Raw genomic sequence first — 15,285 nt, 5'->3', positions numbered from 1 at the left:
GTCCTAGCGGGTCGCCGCGCCCAGCGTCACCAGGGCGTCGCGCACGTGCCCGTCGGTCTCGCCGAGCGCCAGCGCAGCCTGCGCGCTGTCCACACCGGACAGAAGGCAGACCAGCGCGACCTTCACGTCACCGTCGGCGGCCTGCAGGGCGTCGGAGCACTCCTGCTCGCCGAGCCCGGTGGCCTCGCGCAGGATCGTCACGTTGCGCCCGCGCAGCTTCGCGTTGGTCGCGCGCATGCTGACCATCAGGTTGGAGTACGTGCGGCCGAGCTTGATCATCACGGCGCTGGAGAAGGACGTCAGCACCAGCTTCTGCGCGGTGCCCGCCTTCATCCTGGTGGAGCCCGCGATCGCTTCGGGACCGGTTTCCAGCGCCACCACCACGTCCACCTCCGCCAGCGACGCGGTCGCCGGGTTGGAGGAGACGAAGCCGGTGTGCGCGCCGATGCGCTTCGCCTCGGCCAGCGCGCCGAGCACGAACGGCGTGCGCCCGGAAGCGGCCAGACCCAGCACGAAGTCGCCCGCGACGGCGTGCTCGCGGATGACCCGCGCGCCCGCCTCGTCGTCGTCCTCGGCGTTCTCGACGGCCTTGATCAGCGCGGCGGTCCCGCCCGCGTGGTGCGCGAGGAACCAGTCGTCCGGCGCGTTGAACGTCGGCGACAGCTCGGCGGCGTCCAGCGTGGCGAGGCGACCGGAGGTGCCCGCGCCGACGTAGTGCACCTTGCCCCCGCCGCGCAGCGCGGCGACGGCGAAGTCAACGGCGCGCGCGAGCTGCGGCAGCGTGGCCGCCACGGCGTCGGGGACCGTGCGGTCCTCGTTGTTGATCAGGCGCAGGATCTCCTGCGTCGGCAGCAGGTCGATGTCCATCGTGCGCGGGTTGCGGCGCTCGGTCGGCGCGTTGACCTGGACGGCCGGGCGAGGGCTTGGCACGGTCATTTTCCTGACTCCCGGTTGCGGCGGCGGCCGTCCGGCCGCGGTCCGAGGCGGTGACCGCTCACCGCTTCGTAGGTGGCCTCCAGGGCCGCGGTCGCCGAGTCGTGGTGCCGCTGGGCGATACCGACGAACAGGCAGTCGATCACGGTCAACTGGGCGATCCGGCTCGCGGTGGCGCCGGAGCGGAACGTGGTCTCGCGCGCGGCGGTGGTCAGCACGTAGTCGGCGACCTCGGTGACCGGCGAGCGCGGGAAGTTGGTCAGCGCCACGGTGATCGCGCCGCGGCTGCGCGCGACCCGCAGCGCCTCGACGGTGTCCGCGGTGGCGCCGCTGTGGGTGATGCCGACCGCGACGTCGCCCTCGGTGAGCACGGCGGCTGAGGTCAGCGCGATGTGCGTGTCGCTCCACGCGAAGGAGGTGCGGCCGATGCGGTGCAGCTTCTGCTGGAGGTCCATGGCGACGAAGGCGCTCGCGCCGACGCCGTAGACGTCGACCCGGCGAGCGATGGCCATCGCCTCGACGACGCGCTCCAGCTCGGTGACGTCGATCTGGTCGGCCGTCTCCTCGACCGCGCGGGCGTCGGAGAAGGCGACCTTGTTCACCACGGCGCGCAGGTCGTCGCCGGGGCCGATGTCGCTGCCCACGTCGCGTTCGGCGCGCGCGGCGGTCCTGGCGGTGTCGGCGGCGAGCGCGATGCGGAGATCTGGGTAACCGCCTACGCCGATTGCCTTGCAGAAGCGGGTGACCGTCGTTTCACTGGTACCTGCCTGCTCCGCCACCTCGGTGATGCTCCGGTGCGCCACCGTGGCCGGGTCCGCGAGCACGACCTGGGCGACCCGCTGCTCCGCACGGGCGAGACCCGGGAACAGTGAACGGATCCGAACGAGGGGGCTTGCTTCGCCGGTGTCCATAGCTACGCCGTTCTCTGAGGCCATGTCGGAAACTTACTAACAAGTAGGTTGCGGATCAACCCCAGGCGACGTGCTTGTCTTGGAGGCTGCTTCGTCACCATAACTCAGCTGAGCGGGGCTGTTGATGAAGAACTTGCCCCGATCTGGATACGCAAAGTGCTTTCCGATGTCGTTCATTCGGACGACAGGTTGTAGCACGTTCAACTTCCTGGCGGCCAGGTAACCGGCTGGTAGGGGCGGTGCGCGCGGCGGCGGATGAGAGCCCTCTCATGGCCGGATTCGCTGCTGACAACGTTTGTTCCCGATCGGTTCAGCACTCCGAGAATCCGTAGAACGTTCATCTGTCCGCGCTGTGCGCGAGGCCGAATCGTTACACCGCGTCCGGAGCGACCTCCGGACGGATGTGACGAAGGCGTCACCGAACACCGGACAAACACGGCGAAGCCCCACCTCCCGCGCTGGTGGAGGTGGGGCTTCGTGGTCACATGGGTGATCTAGCGCCTGGGCTGCCACCCGTCGGCGGTCAGGCGCTGCGGCTGCCGCTCGCCGTCGAGCACGAGCCCGCCGGAGCCCCAGACGCGGATGCCGTCGAGGTGCACGCCGCGCCCGGACGCCTGTGCGTCCGTGCTGTAGCGCCACCGCAGCGCGAGGTCCTTCGCCTCCGGCAGCTCCGCCCGGACGCTCCACCACGAGCGGTGCCCGCTGCCGCTGAGCGACTCCTGCGCCCCGTCCGGAGCGCCGCGACCGCTGACCCGCAGCGGCACGGCCTTCCACGTGGCGCCGCCGTCCGAGCTGGCCTCGACGGTCAGCTGGTCCAGCTTCGGCTCGGTGTCCACGAACGCGTCGAACGTGGCGACCTTCGCCCCGGACAGCGCGGGCGTGGTCAGCGTGGCGTTGCGCGCGTCAGGAGCCCCGGAGTACCAGGCGTCCTGGCCCTGCGCAGGCCGCACGGACATCGCCTGCGCGAGCCCCCTGGCGAACGCCCGCCGCGCCGGGTTGTTCGAGCCCCAGTTGCGCGTCGGGTGCACGCGGTTGGTCAGGAGCACCGCGACCGAGCGCGAGGTCGGGTCGATCACCAGTGAGGTGCCGGTGAACCCGGTGTGCCCCACCGTGCGCTGCCCTGAGAGCCCGTCCATGTACCAGTGCTGGTTCATCTCGAAGCCCAGCCCGCGCTGGTTCGGCGCGAACTGCGGGATGTAGTTGACCATCATCTCGCGCAGCGTGTTCGACTTCAGGACGCGCTTGCCGCCGTAGCTGCCGCCGTTGAGCACCATCTGCCCGAACACGGCCATGTCCTTGGCGGTGGAGAAGACGCCCGCGTGCCCGGCGACGCCGCCGAGCGACCACGCGTTCTCGTCGTGCACCTCACCGCGGACCATGCCGCGCGGGGGAGTCACGGCGAACTCCGTGGCCGCCACGCGGTGCAGCTTCTCCTTCGGCGGGTTGTAGCCGGTGTCGACCATGCCGAGCGGATCGGTGACGCCCTTGCGCACCAAGGTGTCCAGCGGCGCGCCCGCCACCTGCTCGGCCAGCACCGCGAGGGTGATCAGGTTGAGGTCCGAGTAGATGTAGGCGGTGTTCGGCGGCTGCTGGAGCTTGGACTCCAGCGTCGCCCTGATCCGCGAGGCCTTGTCCGGCCAGTCCCGCCACAGCGGGATGAACGGCTGCATGCCCGTGGTGTGGGTGAGCAGCTGCCGGACCTTGATGCCCTCCTTGCCGTTGGCGGCGTAGGCGGGCAGGTAGCTGGCGACCGTGCGGTCGAGGTCGATCTTGCCGCGTTCCACCTGCTGCATCACCGCGACCGTGGTGAACAGCTTGGAGATCGAGGCCATGTCGAAGATCGTGTCGGCGCCCATCGGCACCCACTCGTCCTTCGGCAGCTCGGTGCCCTTGTCGTCGGCGTAGCGCAGCGCGTGGCCCAGGGAGCCCTTGCTGACGACGACGCCGTCGTGCACCAGCACGCCGACCGCGCCCGCGTAGAGCGGGTTCGTCGTGCCCTGCTTCTCCGTCCACGACCGCAGTTGGTTCCACGCGGCGTCGATCGGAGCGCGGTCGAGGCCGACCTGCTCCGGGCTGCCGTCGCGCAGTTTCGTCCACTGCGGCGCGAAGTCGGAGTGCGGGCGGTCGAACCGCCCGGCTCCGCCGAAGGCCGATGTCTCCGGCGCCGCCGACGCGGTCCCGCCGAGCACGGCGAGACCCGTCAGCAGTGCCGCACAAGTCAGTGCAGGGGAACGCATGTCACCTCATCACCGGTAGATCAGGTACTTGGCGCGGTGCTTGCGGAACTCGGCTTCCTCGGCCCGGTAGGAGCCGACGATCTCGTCGACGCCCGCGCCGCGCTCCACCATGTCCTTGAGCCGGTCGGTGCCCCACAGCTTCGCGATGAAGTTGTCGGTGCGCCACGCGAACAGCGTCGGGTAGAGGCGCTTGGCCTCCACCAGCATCGCCACCCCGGCCCGGATCGGCTCGAAGCGGTGCCGATCGGTGATCATCAGCTGCACGCCGCCGCAGTTCACGCCGACGTGCTTGTTGAAGGTCGGCTGGAAGTACGTCTCGCGGAAGAGCACGCCCGGCATGCGGTAGCCGTTGAGCGCCTCGGCCCACTTCCAGTCCACCTTGGGCGCACCGATGATCTCGAACGGCCGCGTGGTGCCCCGGCCCTCCGACCACAGCGTGCCCTCGAACAGGCAGGTGCCGGGGTAGGCGAGCACGGTGTCCGGCGTCGGCACGTTGGGGCTCGGCGGGACCCACAGCAGTCCCGTGTCGGCGAACTGCGTGTCCCTGCGCCAGCCGCGCACCTCGATCACGTCGAGCTTGGCGAGCTTGGAGCCGGTCTCCTGCGGCAGGAACGTGTCGTTGTACAGCCGCGCCAGCTCGCCCATGGTCATGCCGTGCCGCAGTGCGATCGGCTTGCGACCGACACCCGAGGCGTGCTTCGGGTCCAACTGCGGCCCGAACGCCTGCCCACCGATGGGATTGGGCCTGTCGAGCACGATGACCGGCAGGTTGCCTGCGAGCACCGCGGCGTGCATGGCCGTGTAGAGCATCCAGATGTAGGTGTAGAACCGCACACCCGCGTCGCCGATGTCGAACACCACGGTGTCCACGCCGGCCTTCTTGTACAGCTCGGCGAGCTTCGTCGCGTTGATGCCGTAGGCGTCGTACACCCGCAGCCCGGTGCGCGGGTCGTCGAACTCGCCCTCGGAGCCACCGGCCTGCGCGGTGCCGCGGAAACCGTGCTCCGGGCCGTAGATGCCGACGACGTTGACCTTCTTGCTGTCGGCCATGGCGTCGACGACGTGCCGCATGTCCGAGAGCATGCCGGTCGGGTTGGTGACGATGCCGACCTTCTTGCCCGCCAACGCCTTCCAGCCGCTCGCGGCGAGCACGTCGGCACCGGTGAGCACGCGGCGCCCGAAGGCCTCCGCTTCCGGCTGGGCCGCCGCGGTACCGGCGCCGAGGCCGATCGCGGGCGCGGCAAGAGCACCGGCGGCGAGGAACCTCCGCCTGTTCAGACCATCCATTGTGGACATTCCTCCGCTTACCAGGTCAGGCCGTGGCCGAACGGGAACCGGACAACGGTCGGGTCGCTCGCGCTGGGCACGCTCACCGGGAGCTTGCCCTTGGGGGACAGCTCGCCCAGCACGACCTTGGCGACGGACTCCATCGAGCCCGCGCTGAAGGAGTAGGTGTTCAGCCACGTCTTCACGGCGTCCACGTGCGCGGCGTCGTACGGATCGCGCACCGCGACGGCGATGACCGGCTTGCCGGTGGCCGCGAGCTTCTCCAGCAGCTGGCGCTGCAAGGGCTCCTTCGACGCGCGGTTGGTCAGCACGACCACGGCGTCGTTCTGCCCGGCGGCGGCCACGGCCGACTCGATCGCCTGCGGCGTCGGCCTGAGTCCCGTGGTCAACGCGGTCGTCGCGACACCGCGTGCGTTGAACTGCTTCGCGAGCGTCTGCGTGCTCGGGGTGCCCCACGTGGCAGCGGCGTCGCTCCAGCCGGTCACGAGGACCTTGCCGGGCTTGGCGCGCATCGGCAGCACCTTGTCGTCGTTGCGGATCGCGGTCACGGTGTTGTCGGTGACCTTCTGCGCCACGGCCTGGTTGCGCTTGTTGCCGACGAGCTTCTCCGCGGCGGCCGGGTCGACGAACGGCTTGGTGAGGATGCCGCGCTTGAGCTTCATCATCAGGACGCGCAGCACGCTCTCGTCGATGCGCCGCTCGGTCAGCTCACCGGTGCGCACCGCGTCGATCACGCTGTTGATCGCCAGCTCCAGGTACTGCGGCATCAGCAGGACGTCGACGCCCGCCTTCAGCGCCAGCACCGGCAGCCGGGCGTCCGGGTGCTTCTTGCGCGCGCCCTCCATCCGCAGCGAGTCGGTGTAGACCACGCCGCGGAAGCCGAGCTCGCCGCGCAGCATCCCGGTGATCACCTTGGGGGACAACGTCGACGGCTCGCCGGAGTCGTCCAGCTTCGGTACCACGATGTGCGCGGTCATGATCGAGTCCACGCCCTTGGCGATGGCCGCGCGGAACGGCGGCGCGTCCAACTGCGCCCACTGCTCGGGGGTGTGGTTGATGACCGGGAGGCCGTAGTGGCTGTCCACGTCGGTGTCGCCGTGGCCGGGGAAGTGCTTGACGTTGGCGGAGACGCCCTGCGTCGGCAGGCCGCCCTGGTAGCCCCTGACCTGCGCGGCGACCATGTCGGAGACGAGCTTGGGGTCGGAGGAGAACGACCGCACGCCGATCACCGGGTTCGCCGGGTTCACGTTCACGTCCGCGTCCGGCGCGAAGTCCTGGTTGATGCCGACCGCGCGCAGCTCCTGGCCGGTGATCTCGGCGGCCTTCCTGGCGTCCTCGGTGGACCGCGACGCGCCGAGCGCCATGCTGCCGGGGAACTGGGTGGCGGGCGGACCGAACCGCGTCACCACGCCCTGCTCCTGGTCGGTGCTGACCAGCAGCGGCAGGTTCCCGGAGCTCACCGCCGCGCGCTGCAGGCCGTTGGAGAGCTCGGCGACCTGGCGGGCGTTGTGGAAGCTGTCGGTCCACGCGAAGTAGATGACGCCGCCGAGGTGGTAGCGCTTGACGACCTCGGCGGCCGTGTCGACGCCGAACTCCTCGCGGTTCTTCGGGTGCGGGGTGTCGGCCGTCTTGCCGTAGACGTTGGCCACGAAGAGCTGGCCGACCTTTTGCTCCAGCGTCATGCCGCGGAGCGTGCTCGCCGCCGCGTTCATGGTCGCCGCCTCCGCGTTCTGCGCGGGAGCGTCCTGGGCCGTGGCCGCAGGGGCGCCCACCGCGGCGGCGGCGATGGCTGCTGACAGCAGCACCGCGACCTGCCTGCGGGGGATGGACTTGACGTGACGCAACGGAGCCTCCCGACGTCGCTGGCGGGCAATTCTCAACTGGATACCCGGTAAGCACGGCAAGTTACCCACGGGAATGGTGGGGGTCAACGCGCGTGACGGGGCTGCAACGAACTCATGTGCCCTGGTCACCCGCTTGCCGAACAATCCGATCCCAGCACTGGTTCATCTGGCGCAGTGGCTGCAGGCTTTCACGAACGGTATCGGGGTGCCCACCCTGTGTGGCAGGGGCCGAAGGGTGGCACGGAAAAAGGGGACGGCGCCCGTCGACTTTCGTCGAGGGCGCCGCCCCATCAGCGAGGAGGATCGGGGTACCAAGCGTGCATCTCGTGTCGTACCTGGTGAGGACTCGGCGTCCAGCGTCCTGATACGCAGTCCTTCGACGACATGCCTCCCGCGGCGTGCTGCGCGTGGGTTCCCAATCTCCTCGCACGGAGCGACAGGGGGTGAGCGGTACTTCTCTTCGTATCGCCCCTGGCCTCTGCCGGTCCGCACTTCCCTTTGTAGTCCGTGATTGGCGTCACAGCAAGGGCACGGACGGGTGCACCGTTTCAGCAAGGTCGACACGCCCCGGGGCAACCCGTCAGTAGGGCTGCGCCTTCGGCTGGAACCCGCTAGCCCTAACAGGTTCAGTCGCCCTGTTCCTCTTGCCCTTTGGCCCGTCGCTGGTGTCGGCGGAGGCCGTAGAAAGCGACTCCCGCCGCCGCCATGACACCGAGTCCCACCGCTGCCGCCGCGACCGCCGTGCCGGAAGGGCTCGGGATGCGCGAGCGGAGCGAGACCGGGTCGGAGAAGGTGAGCACCGGCCACCCCCGCTGCGAGGCGACCTTGCGCAGCGACCGGTCCGGGTTCACCGCCGTGGGGTGGCCGACCGCCTCCAGCAGCGGCAGGTCGGTGATGGAGTCGGAGTAGGCGTAGCAGTCGGCCAGGTCGTAGCCGCCCGCCTCGGCCAGCTCCCGCGCCGCGACGACCTTGTTCTCGCCGTAGCAGTAGAAGTCGACCTCGCCGGTGTAGCGGCCCTCGGCCGAGACCATCCGGGTGCCGACGCTGCGGGTGGCGCCGACCATCTCCGCGATCGGCTGGACGATCTCCGCGCCGGAGGCAGAGACGACGATCACATCGTGGCCCTCGGTCTTGTGGTCGGCGATGAGCTCGGCGGCCTCGGAGTAGACCAGTGGGTTGACGATGTCGTGCAGCGTCTCGTCCACGATCGCGCGCACCTGTTCGACGTCCCAACCGGTGCAGAGCGAGGTCAGGTGCTCGCGCATGCGCTCGGTCTGGTCCGCGTCCGCCCCGGCGAGCATGAACATGAACTGGGCGTAGGCGCTCTTCAGCACCGCGCGCCGGTTGATCAACCCCTCCTGGAAGAAGGGCCTGCTGAAGGCCAGCGTGCTCGATTTGGCGATGACGGTCTTGTCGAGGTCGAAGAACGCCGCGACCCGGGTCTTTTCCGTCTTTCGCACGCTCTCACCAGGAACGATCACGGGCTCAGCATAGGTCTCGTTGCGGCACCGGTGCCGAATCGTCACCTGTCGCTCGAACGGACGAGAGGCAACTTCTGGTTGCGGGGGGATACAGTAGTCACGTCCGGCTGTGCCGGACGGGTTCAGTCCGACCCCCCGGGACTGAACCTATGACGACCCCCGTCCCTCCCCCCTGGCGGGGGTCGTCCCATGTCCGGACCCGTTTTCGACCGGTCTTCAGAACGCTTCTCACGTCCTTGAAACGTTCTACGCCAACGTTGTGCGTGACCGGCTCGCGTCGCCGCGTGCACCGCCGAAGCCGAAGCTCGGTGCCGCAGAACGGTTTCACCCGGGGTTCACACCGCGAGCGCCGATGCCGAACCGCTGGCCGGTTCAGGCCACCGCCGCACATCCGCTCAGCTCCACCACCGCCCGATCCACGGCCTCCTCCACGCCTCGGCGCGGTCAATCGCGCGCGCGTGGGGGAGCCCCCCACTTTCAATTCTTCCCTGCGGCACCGACATTTCCGCCGCGAAGACCACCAGGTGCGGCCGAGTTGTCCACAACGCGCCCGTTGTCCACAGATCGCCGAGACCCCATGGCACCCGACCCGGCCCCGAGCGACGGTGGAACGACCACCGGAACCCGCACCGGCGGGACGCGAACGGCAGGGGGAGACAGTGGAAACGGCACGACCTCTGGTGTTGATGGAGGACACCGAACTCCTCGACGAGGCACTGCGGCTGGCCGCGGCCGCGGGCTGCGACGTGCACCGGGTGCCCGATCCCGCCGCGGCGCGGCGGCACTGGGCGACCGCCCCGCTGGTGCTGCTCGACGACTCCGGCCTGCGGAGCTGCGCCGCCGCGGATCTGCCGCGCCGGGCCGACATCGTGGTGCTGACGACGACCGAACCCGACCCGGTGATGTGGCGGCAGGCGGTCGAACTGGGAGTGCACAAGGTCCTCTCCCTCCCGGAGGCCGAGGAGTGGCTGACCGCGACGCTCGCCGACGTCGCGGAAGGCTCGGCATCGGATGCGGGCCGCGTGCTCGCGGTGATCGGCGGCAGAGGCGGCGCGGGGGCGTCGGTGCTGGCCTGCGCGGTCTCGGTGGTCGCGCTCCGCAGGGGCGAGCAGGTGCTGCTGGTGGACTGCGATCCGTTCGGCGGCGGCCTGGACCTGATGCTCGGCGCCGAGCACACGGAGGGTCTGCGCTGGCCCGGGCTGACCCCGACGCGCGGCCGGATGTCGCCGTCCTCGCTGCGATCCGCGTTGCCCACCGCCGATGTGCGGGGAGGTGGCCTCACCGTGCTGTCCTGCGATCGGGACGGCACCGGTCCGGAACCGGCAGCGGTGGAGGCGGTGGTGTCGGCGGGCCGCCGTGGCGGCGGGGTCGTGGTGTGCGACCTGCCCCGGCACCTGCCCGACGCCGCGCTCACCGCGCTCGACCTGGCCGACCTGGCGGTGCTCGTCGTACCCGCCGAGGTCCGCGCCTGCGCGGCGGCCTCCCGTGTCGCGGAGCGGGCGCTGAGCCGAGGGACGGCGCTGCAGGTCGTGGTCCGGGGCCCGGCTCCGGGCGGGCTGCAGGCCGAAGACGTGGGGCGCTCCCTCGCCCTGCCCCTGCTCACGACGATGCGCCCGGAGCCGGGCATCGACCGCGAGCTCGACAACGGCCATGCCCCGGCGCAGGCCAAGGGGCCGCTCGCCGAGGCAGCGGGGCAGGTGCTCGACGTGTTGCGCGGGGGCGGATCGCGATGAGCGAGGACCTGGCCGACCGCGTCCGGCACCGGATCGCGGCCACCACCGGGCCGGTGACAGCGGGGGCGGTCGCTGACGCGGTCCGCGCCGAGGCCGGGGGAGTCATCGGCGACGCCACGCTGCTGCACACGATTCGCTTGCTGCATCAGGAATTCGTTGGTGCGGGGCCGCTCGAACCACTGCTGCGCGACCCCGCGACCACGGACGTCCTGGTGGCCGGACCGGGCAAGGTCTGGGTGGACCAGGGGCGAGGGCTGCGCGAGGCCCGGGTCGACCTGCCGGACGAGGAATCCGTGCGGCGACTGGCACAACGGCTCGCGCTCGCGGCCGGGCGGAGGCTCGACGACGCGCAGCCCTATGTGGACGGTTGGCTCCCCGAGTGCGGTGCCGGGGGCAACGTCCGGTTGCACGCCGTGCTCGCACCGATCGCCGCCGACGGCACCTGTGTGTCGCTTCGCGTGCTGCGCCCGGCAACGCACGACCTGGACGCCCTGCGCCGCCTCAAGACCTTCGACCGCGAGATGACGGCGGTGCTCAAGGCGTTGGTCGCGGCACGGTTGGCCTTCCTCGTGGTCGGCAACACCGGTTCCGGCAAGACGACCCTGCTGGCCGCGATGCTCGGCTGCGTTCCTGCCGACGAGCGGATCGTCAGCGTCGAGGAAGCCGCGGAGCTGCGGCCGGGACACCCGCACGTGGTGCGGCTCGTGGCCCGCCCGCCCAATGTCGAGGGCGCAGGTGAGATCGCACTGCGCCAGCTCGTCCGGCAGGCCCTGCGCATGCGCCCCGACCGCCTGGTGGTGGGAGAGGTGCGCGGCGCGGAGGTGTGCGAGCTGCTCGCGGCGCTGAACACCGGCCATGACGGCGGTGCGGGCACCGTGCACGCGAACTCTCCGGCGGATGTCCCGGCGCGCATGGAAGCACTCGCCGCTCTCGGCGGACTGTCCCGAGACGCCCTGCACAGCCAGCTCAGCGCGGCGATCCAGGTGGTGCTGCACATGAAGCGCGAACCCGACGGACGGCGTCGTTTGGCGGCTATCGGCACCCTCACCCGCATCGACGAGCGGGCCAGGTTCGTGCCCGCCTGGCAGTGCGGCAGCGGGTGGTCCTCCGGCCAGTCCCTGCTCGCCGACCTGCTGAGGGCGAGGGAGGTGAACCCGCCGTGGTCGCTGCCGCTCTCCTCCTCGCGCTAGGGATCTCGTTGTGGCCCAACCCTTCTGCGCGACCCAGACTCGCCGCGCTGTTCGGGGCGCCACCGCGTTCCCGATGGTCGAGGTTCCGGCCGAACGCCACGCTTCTCGTCCCGGTCGTTGGCGCGTTCGGGGTTCTGCTCGCCGGAGTGGGTGGGGGGATCGCGTTCGCCGCCTTGGCGTGGACCGGTGTCCGGCAACTGCGGCGACACCGGTTCGAGCGCCGCCAGCGGAGCGCTGCGTGCGGTCTGGCGGAAGCGCTCGAACTCATCGTCGGAGAGCTGCGTTCGGGCGCACATCCCGCGAGCGCGGTGGCCAACGTTGCCGCGGATGCGGACCCTGAGGCCCAGAAAGCCTTGCAGGCCATAGCTTCCACTGCTCGGCTCGGTGGTGATGTGCGCGCGGCCGTCGACCACTTCGCGCTGGAGGACCCCCTGCGCGGTCCGGTCCTGAAGCAGTTCGGCGAGGCCTGGAGCACTGCGGAGAACCACGGCGTGCCCCTGGCGGAGTTGCTGGAGGCGGTGCACCGGGACTTGAGCCAACGGGTCCGCTTCGCGCACCAGGTCGAGGCGCGCATGGCTGGCCCGCGCGCCACGGCTGGGGTGCTGGCGTGCTTGCCGGTGGTGGGCCTGCTTCTCGGCGAGGCCATGGGGGCGGCGCCGCTCGCCGTGCTCGTGCGGACCGGGTTCGGCCAAGTGCTGCTGGTGGTTGGTTCCGCGTTGATGTGCGCGGGCGTGGCGTGGAGCGCGCGGTTGGTTTCGCGGGTGGTGACCGCATGACGGCACAAGCTCTTGCGGCACTCGCGTTGGCGACGGCGTTGGTCGTCGCGCCCAGTTCTCCTAGCGCCCGTGCGAGGCTTCGTGCCCTGAGGGGACAGCCACGCGTGGAACACGACGCTGCTCTTCGTCAGCGGTGGTTGGCCGTTGTCGTCGGCCTCAGCGTCGGTGGCTGCGTCATCGCGTTCGCACCGAGCTCCGCACTGTTGAGTCCTGTTGTGGCGGTCGCGGCTTGGTACGGCGCGCGCTGGTGGCTCGGCAGGCCGGCGAAGCCGCCCGAAGCCGATCCGTTGGTGCTGGCCGCGGCGTGGGACATGCTCGCCGCCTGCCTGAAGTCGGGGATGCCGGTGCCCTCATCCGTGCGCGTTGCCGCAGAACGGCTTTCCGGGCGAGCGCGGGCCGCGTTGGTGGAGGCCGCGGACCTGCTCGCACTGGGCGCAGATCCCACCGCCGCGTGGCGATCGGCGTCGGAGATTCCCGAGACCAAGCGATTAGCCAGGGCAGCGCGGGGGACGGCCCGGTCGGGCGCCGCGCTCGCCCAGCTCGTCCACGAGCTGGCCGTTGCGCTACGTGCCACGGCCGCCGAACGGGCCGAATCGCTCGCGCAGCGGGCGGCGGTCCTGATCTCCGCGCCGTTGGGTGCGTGCTTCCTGCCCGCCTTCCTCTGCTTGGGCGTCGCGCCGGTGGTGGTGGGACTGGCGAACGGGCTGCTGACCACCTGGTAACGCCGATATGCGAAATGTCCGAAGTGGACAGGAAATACATGGAGAACTCGTCGAAGCCCCGGAAGAGGTCGGTTGAACGTGCAAGGGAAAAGCTTTTCGTCATCGAGGTCCCGTCTTGTCGGACTCGTCGACTCCGACGCCGGGATGGCCAGCTCGGAATACGCGATCGTCACCATTGCCGCCGCCGCATTGGCGGGCATCCTCTACGCGGTGGTCACCGGGGAGCCGGTGACGGCGGCACTGGAGGGGTTGGTCCGGCGTGCGCTCGACGTCGCTTTCTAGTGCCGGGCGACCGCGGCGCGGCGACCGTGGAGGCCGCCGTCGCGGTCGCCGCGCTGGTGCTCGTGCTCGGCCTCGCGCTGACCGGACTGCGGGCGGCCGCCGACCAGATCCGGTGCGTCGACGCGGCCCGCGAGGTCGCCCGGCTGCTCGCCCGTGGCGATCTCGGCGGCTCGGCGGAAGCGTTCAGCAAGATCGCTCCGAGCGGTGCCGCGCTGACCGTTCGGCGGGAGGGCGACAGCGTCTCCGTCGAGGTGACGGTGGCCGCACTCGGGCACCTGCTTCCCGGACTGCGGCTGCGCGGGAGCGCGTTCGCCTTGCTCGAACCCGGTGTCGGCGACTCAGCTCCAGGCCCCTGAGCAGCGCAGACAGTGCGGATCGCGGTTCTGTGACCGTCGTGGCGGCAACGGCGATCGCTGGGCTGCTCTCCGTGTTGGTGTTGCTGATCGGGCTCGGCTCGGCCCAGGTCCAGCGGCACCGGGCCGAGGCGGCGGCCGACCTCGCGGCTCTCGCGGCGGCCGGGCAGACGCTCGCCGGGACCACCGCCTCGTGCGGCGCCGCGGCGCGGGTCGCTGCGCGGATGGCGGTCGTGGTGACCTCCTGTCGACTCGACGGATGGGACGCCCTCGTCGAGGTTCGAGCGGTGCCGAACGGTCCCCTGCCGTTCGTCGTACCGGTCGTCGCACGGGCCAGGGCCGGTCCGGCTGAGTGAACGACGAGTGGCGACTGCGATGAGCGGTCGGTGAGCGACGGCGAGCGGCAGAGAGATCGACTGTGATCGGCATTACCCCCGGAGAGAGGGTGTCGGCCGTCGCAGTCGAATGGTCCCGGGAGTTCGTTCCGCCTGCGATCCACGTCTCATTCGCCGTGCCGTAGCTACCGGTTGTCGACGGGGGGTTACGCAAGGTGGCTGTTGTGCCGTTTGGTTTTACTGGAAGCGAGAAGCACTGTTGGAGGCAGAAAATGGATTGGTCGGACAGCTGGCGCGGAGCATTCCGGATCGAGCTGCGCGCTGAGGCCATCGGTCTCGCCTGGCGCGGCTGGCCGGTCCTGCCGGGCACCTACCCGACCGCCGCCGGCTGGGCGGGCCGGGACGGCATCCAGACCGACGGTCCCGTTCCCGTGCACCAGGACTGGGCCGACCGCGTCGGCACCCAGCCCGACCAGGTCGCCACCTGGTGGAGCGGCCGCCCCTACTCGCTGCTCGTCGCCACCGGCACCGTTCTCGACGCGATCGAGGTGGACGCGGAGCTCGGTCGCCGCGCCGCCATCGAGCTGCGCGCCGCCGGTGTCATCGTCCCCATNNGACACCGGCGCCCCGCTCCGCGAGGAGCTGGCCCAGCAGGAGGGGATCGTCCTGCACGGCAAGGACAGCTACATCCCGCTCCCGCCCTCGCCTTTCCAGCACGGCGTCGCGCACTGGCGGGTCAAGCCGCAGCTCTGCGGCTGGAACCTGCCGAGCTCGGAGATCGTTCAGGACGCTCTGTCCCTGGCTCTGCGCTCCGACGTCGTCGACAACGCTGCGCGGCTGGTTACCGCGGAGCGCTAAAGGGATCGGTCCGCCCGTTCGACGCGACTCGACCCCACGACGGCGAGTACCGCATCGAGCACGGCGACCGCTCCCGCCTTGTCCAGCGGTTCGTTGCCATTCCCGCACTTTGGCGACTGAACGCAGGACGGGCACCCCGCCGGGCACTCGCAGGAAACGATCGCCTCCCGCGTAGCTGCTAGCCAAGGGACAATCGCGGCATGGCCGCGATCGGCAAAGCCGGCTCCCCCCGGATGCCCATCGTGCACGAACACCGTCGCCTCCCCGGTGTCAGCGTGCGAAGCGGTGGACACCCCGCCGATGTCCCAACGGTCGCAGGTCGCAAACAGCGGTAGCAGGCCGA

At 70.6% G+C, this 15,285-nt stretch carries 14 protein-coding genes and 1 pseudogene; 8 read left to right on the top strand and 7 right to left on the bottom strand.

Annotated elements, in window-relative coordinates; all coding sequences use genetic code 11:
- Positions 1-3: 3 nt before the first annotated feature.
- The 6 genes from CCN37_RS21315 to CCN37_RS21290 all read right to left on the bottom strand — a co-directional run bounded on the left by CCN37_RS21315 (position 4) and on the right by CCN37_RS21290 (position 8,672).
- Complete coding sequence (locus CCN37_RS21315; protein ID WP_086823851.1) at positions 4-936, bottom strand: N-acetylmuramic acid 6-phosphate etherase; 933 nt, start codon at positions 934-936, stop codon at positions 4-6.
- Positions 933-1,868, bottom strand: a complete 936-nt coding sequence (locus CCN37_RS21310; RefSeq protein WP_246843214.1) for a MurR/RpiR family transcriptional regulator — start codon at positions 1,866-1,868, stop codon at positions 933-935. The genes CCN37_RS21315 and CCN37_RS21310 overlap by 4 nt, the downstream gene beginning before the upstream one ends.
- 470 nt (positions 1,869-2,338) lie before the next feature.
- Positions 2,339-4,081, bottom strand: coding sequence for a serine hydrolase domain-containing protein (locus tag CCN37_RS21305; RefSeq protein WP_086823847.1), 1,743 nt, complete (start codon positions 4,079-4,081; stop codon positions 2,339-2,341).
- A gap of 9 nt (positions 4,082-4,090) precedes the next feature.
- Positions 4,091-5,368, bottom strand: a complete 1,278-nt coding sequence (locus CCN37_RS21300; protein WP_086823846.1) for an exo-beta-N-acetylmuramidase NamZ domain-containing protein — start codon at positions 5,366-5,368, stop codon at positions 4,091-4,093.
- Between the two features lie 17 nt (positions 5,369-5,385).
- A complete protein-coding gene (locus tag CCN37_RS21295; protein ID WP_371504689.1) occupies positions 5,386-7,212 on the bottom strand; it encodes a glycoside hydrolase family 3 protein in 1,827 nt (608 codons plus the stop codon).
- Positions 7,213-7,838: 626 nt separating this feature from the next.
- A complete protein-coding gene (locus CCN37_RS21290; protein ID WP_246843213.1) occupies positions 7,839-8,672 on the bottom strand; it encodes an HAD family phosphatase in 834 nt (277 codons plus the stop codon).
- 680 nt (positions 8,673-9,352) lie between these two features.
- Between CCN37_RS21290 and ssd the strand changes: the two genes are divergently transcribed.
- From ssd to CCN37_RS21250, 8 genes and pseudogenes are all read left to right on the top strand, one after another.
- Positions 9,353-10,426 (top strand): septum site-determining protein Ssd, encoded by a 1,074-nt coding sequence (gene ssd / locus CCN37_RS21285; RefSeq protein WP_210408138.1) that lies wholly within the window; start codon positions 9,353-9,355, stop codon positions 10,424-10,426.
- Positions 10,423-11,616 (top strand): TadA family conjugal transfer-associated ATPase, encoded by a 1,194-nt coding sequence (locus CCN37_RS21280; protein ID WP_086823838.1) that lies wholly within the window; start codon positions 10,423-10,425, stop codon positions 11,614-11,616. The genes ssd and CCN37_RS21280 overlap by 4 nt, the downstream gene beginning before the upstream one ends.
- Positions 11,617-11,762: 146 nt before the next feature.
- Complete coding sequence (locus tag CCN37_RS21275; protein WP_246843212.1) at positions 11,763-12,392, top strand: type II secretion system F family protein; 630 nt, start codon at positions 11,763-11,765, stop codon at positions 12,390-12,392.
- A 104-nt stretch (positions 12,393-12,496) separates the two neighbouring features.
- The gene (locus CCN37_RS40930) at positions 12,497-13,114 is read left to right on the top strand and encodes a type II secretion system F family protein (RefSeq protein WP_246843211.1); all 618 of its coding nucleotides are present in this window, start codon (positions 12,497-12,499) and stop codon (positions 13,112-13,114) included.
- 78 nt (positions 13,115-13,192) lie between these two features.
- Positions 13,193-13,396 (top strand): DUF4244 domain-containing protein, encoded by a 204-nt coding sequence (locus CCN37_RS21265; protein WP_256388068.1) that lies wholly within the window; start codon positions 13,193-13,195, stop codon positions 13,394-13,396.
- On the top strand, positions 13,396-13,752 hold the full coding sequence (locus CCN37_RS21260; protein ID WP_086823837.1) for a TadE family type IV pilus minor pilin: 357 nt from the start codon (positions 13,396-13,398) through the stop codon (positions 13,750-13,752). The genes CCN37_RS21265 and CCN37_RS21260 overlap by 1 nt, the downstream gene beginning before the upstream one ends.
- Before the next feature lie 29 nt (positions 13,753-13,781).
- Complete coding sequence (locus tag CCN37_RS21255) at positions 13,782-14,105, top strand: Rv3654c family TadE-like protein (RefSeq protein WP_246843210.1); 324 nt, start codon at positions 13,782-13,784, stop codon at positions 14,103-14,105.
- A 251-nt stretch (positions 14,106-14,356) separates the two neighbouring features.
- A pseudogene (locus tag CCN37_RS21250) lies at positions 14,357-14,942 on the top strand (bifunctional DNA primase/polymerase).
- On the opposite strand, the gene CCN37_RS21245 reads toward CCN37_RS21250, so the two are convergent.
- Positions 14,939-15,285, bottom strand: a 347-nt coding sequence (locus tag CCN37_RS21245; RefSeq protein ID WP_143261722.1) for a Zn-binding domain-containing protein, incomplete at its 5' end; no start/stop codon positions are given. The pseudogene CCN37_RS21250 and the gene CCN37_RS21245 overlap by 4 nt on opposite strands.

It is taken from the genome of Allokutzneria sp. NRRL B-24872, from assembly GCF_002155965.1.
Lineage (GTDB): Bacteria > Actinomycetota > Actinomycetes > Mycobacteriales > Pseudonocardiaceae > Allokutzneria.
Note: the sequence above shows the minus strand (reverse complement) of the source record. Positions and strands in the feature narration are given on the sequence as shown.

Bases quoted from the DNA above. Each gene is read 5' to 3' on its own strand.
- CCN37_RS21315 (WP_086823851.1), bottom strand. From the start codon at position 936: ATGACCGTGCCAAGCCCTCGCCCGGCCGTCCAGGTCAACGCGCCGACC.
- CCN37_RS21310 (WP_246843214.1), bottom strand. From the start codon at position 1,868: ATGGCCTCAGAGAACGGCGTAGCTATGGACACCGGCGAAGCAAGCCCC.
- CCN37_RS21305 (WP_086823847.1), bottom strand. From the start codon at position 4,081: ATGCGTTCCCCTGCACTGACTTGTGCGGCACTGCTGACGGGTCTCGCC.
- CCN37_RS21300 (WP_086823846.1), bottom strand. From the start codon at position 5,368: ATGGATGGTCTGAACAGGCGGAGGTTCCTCGCCGCCGGTGCTCTTGCC.
- CCN37_RS21280 (WP_086823838.1), top strand. From the start codon at position 10,423: ATGAGCGAGGACCTGGCCGACCGCGTCCGGCACCGGATCGCGGCCACC.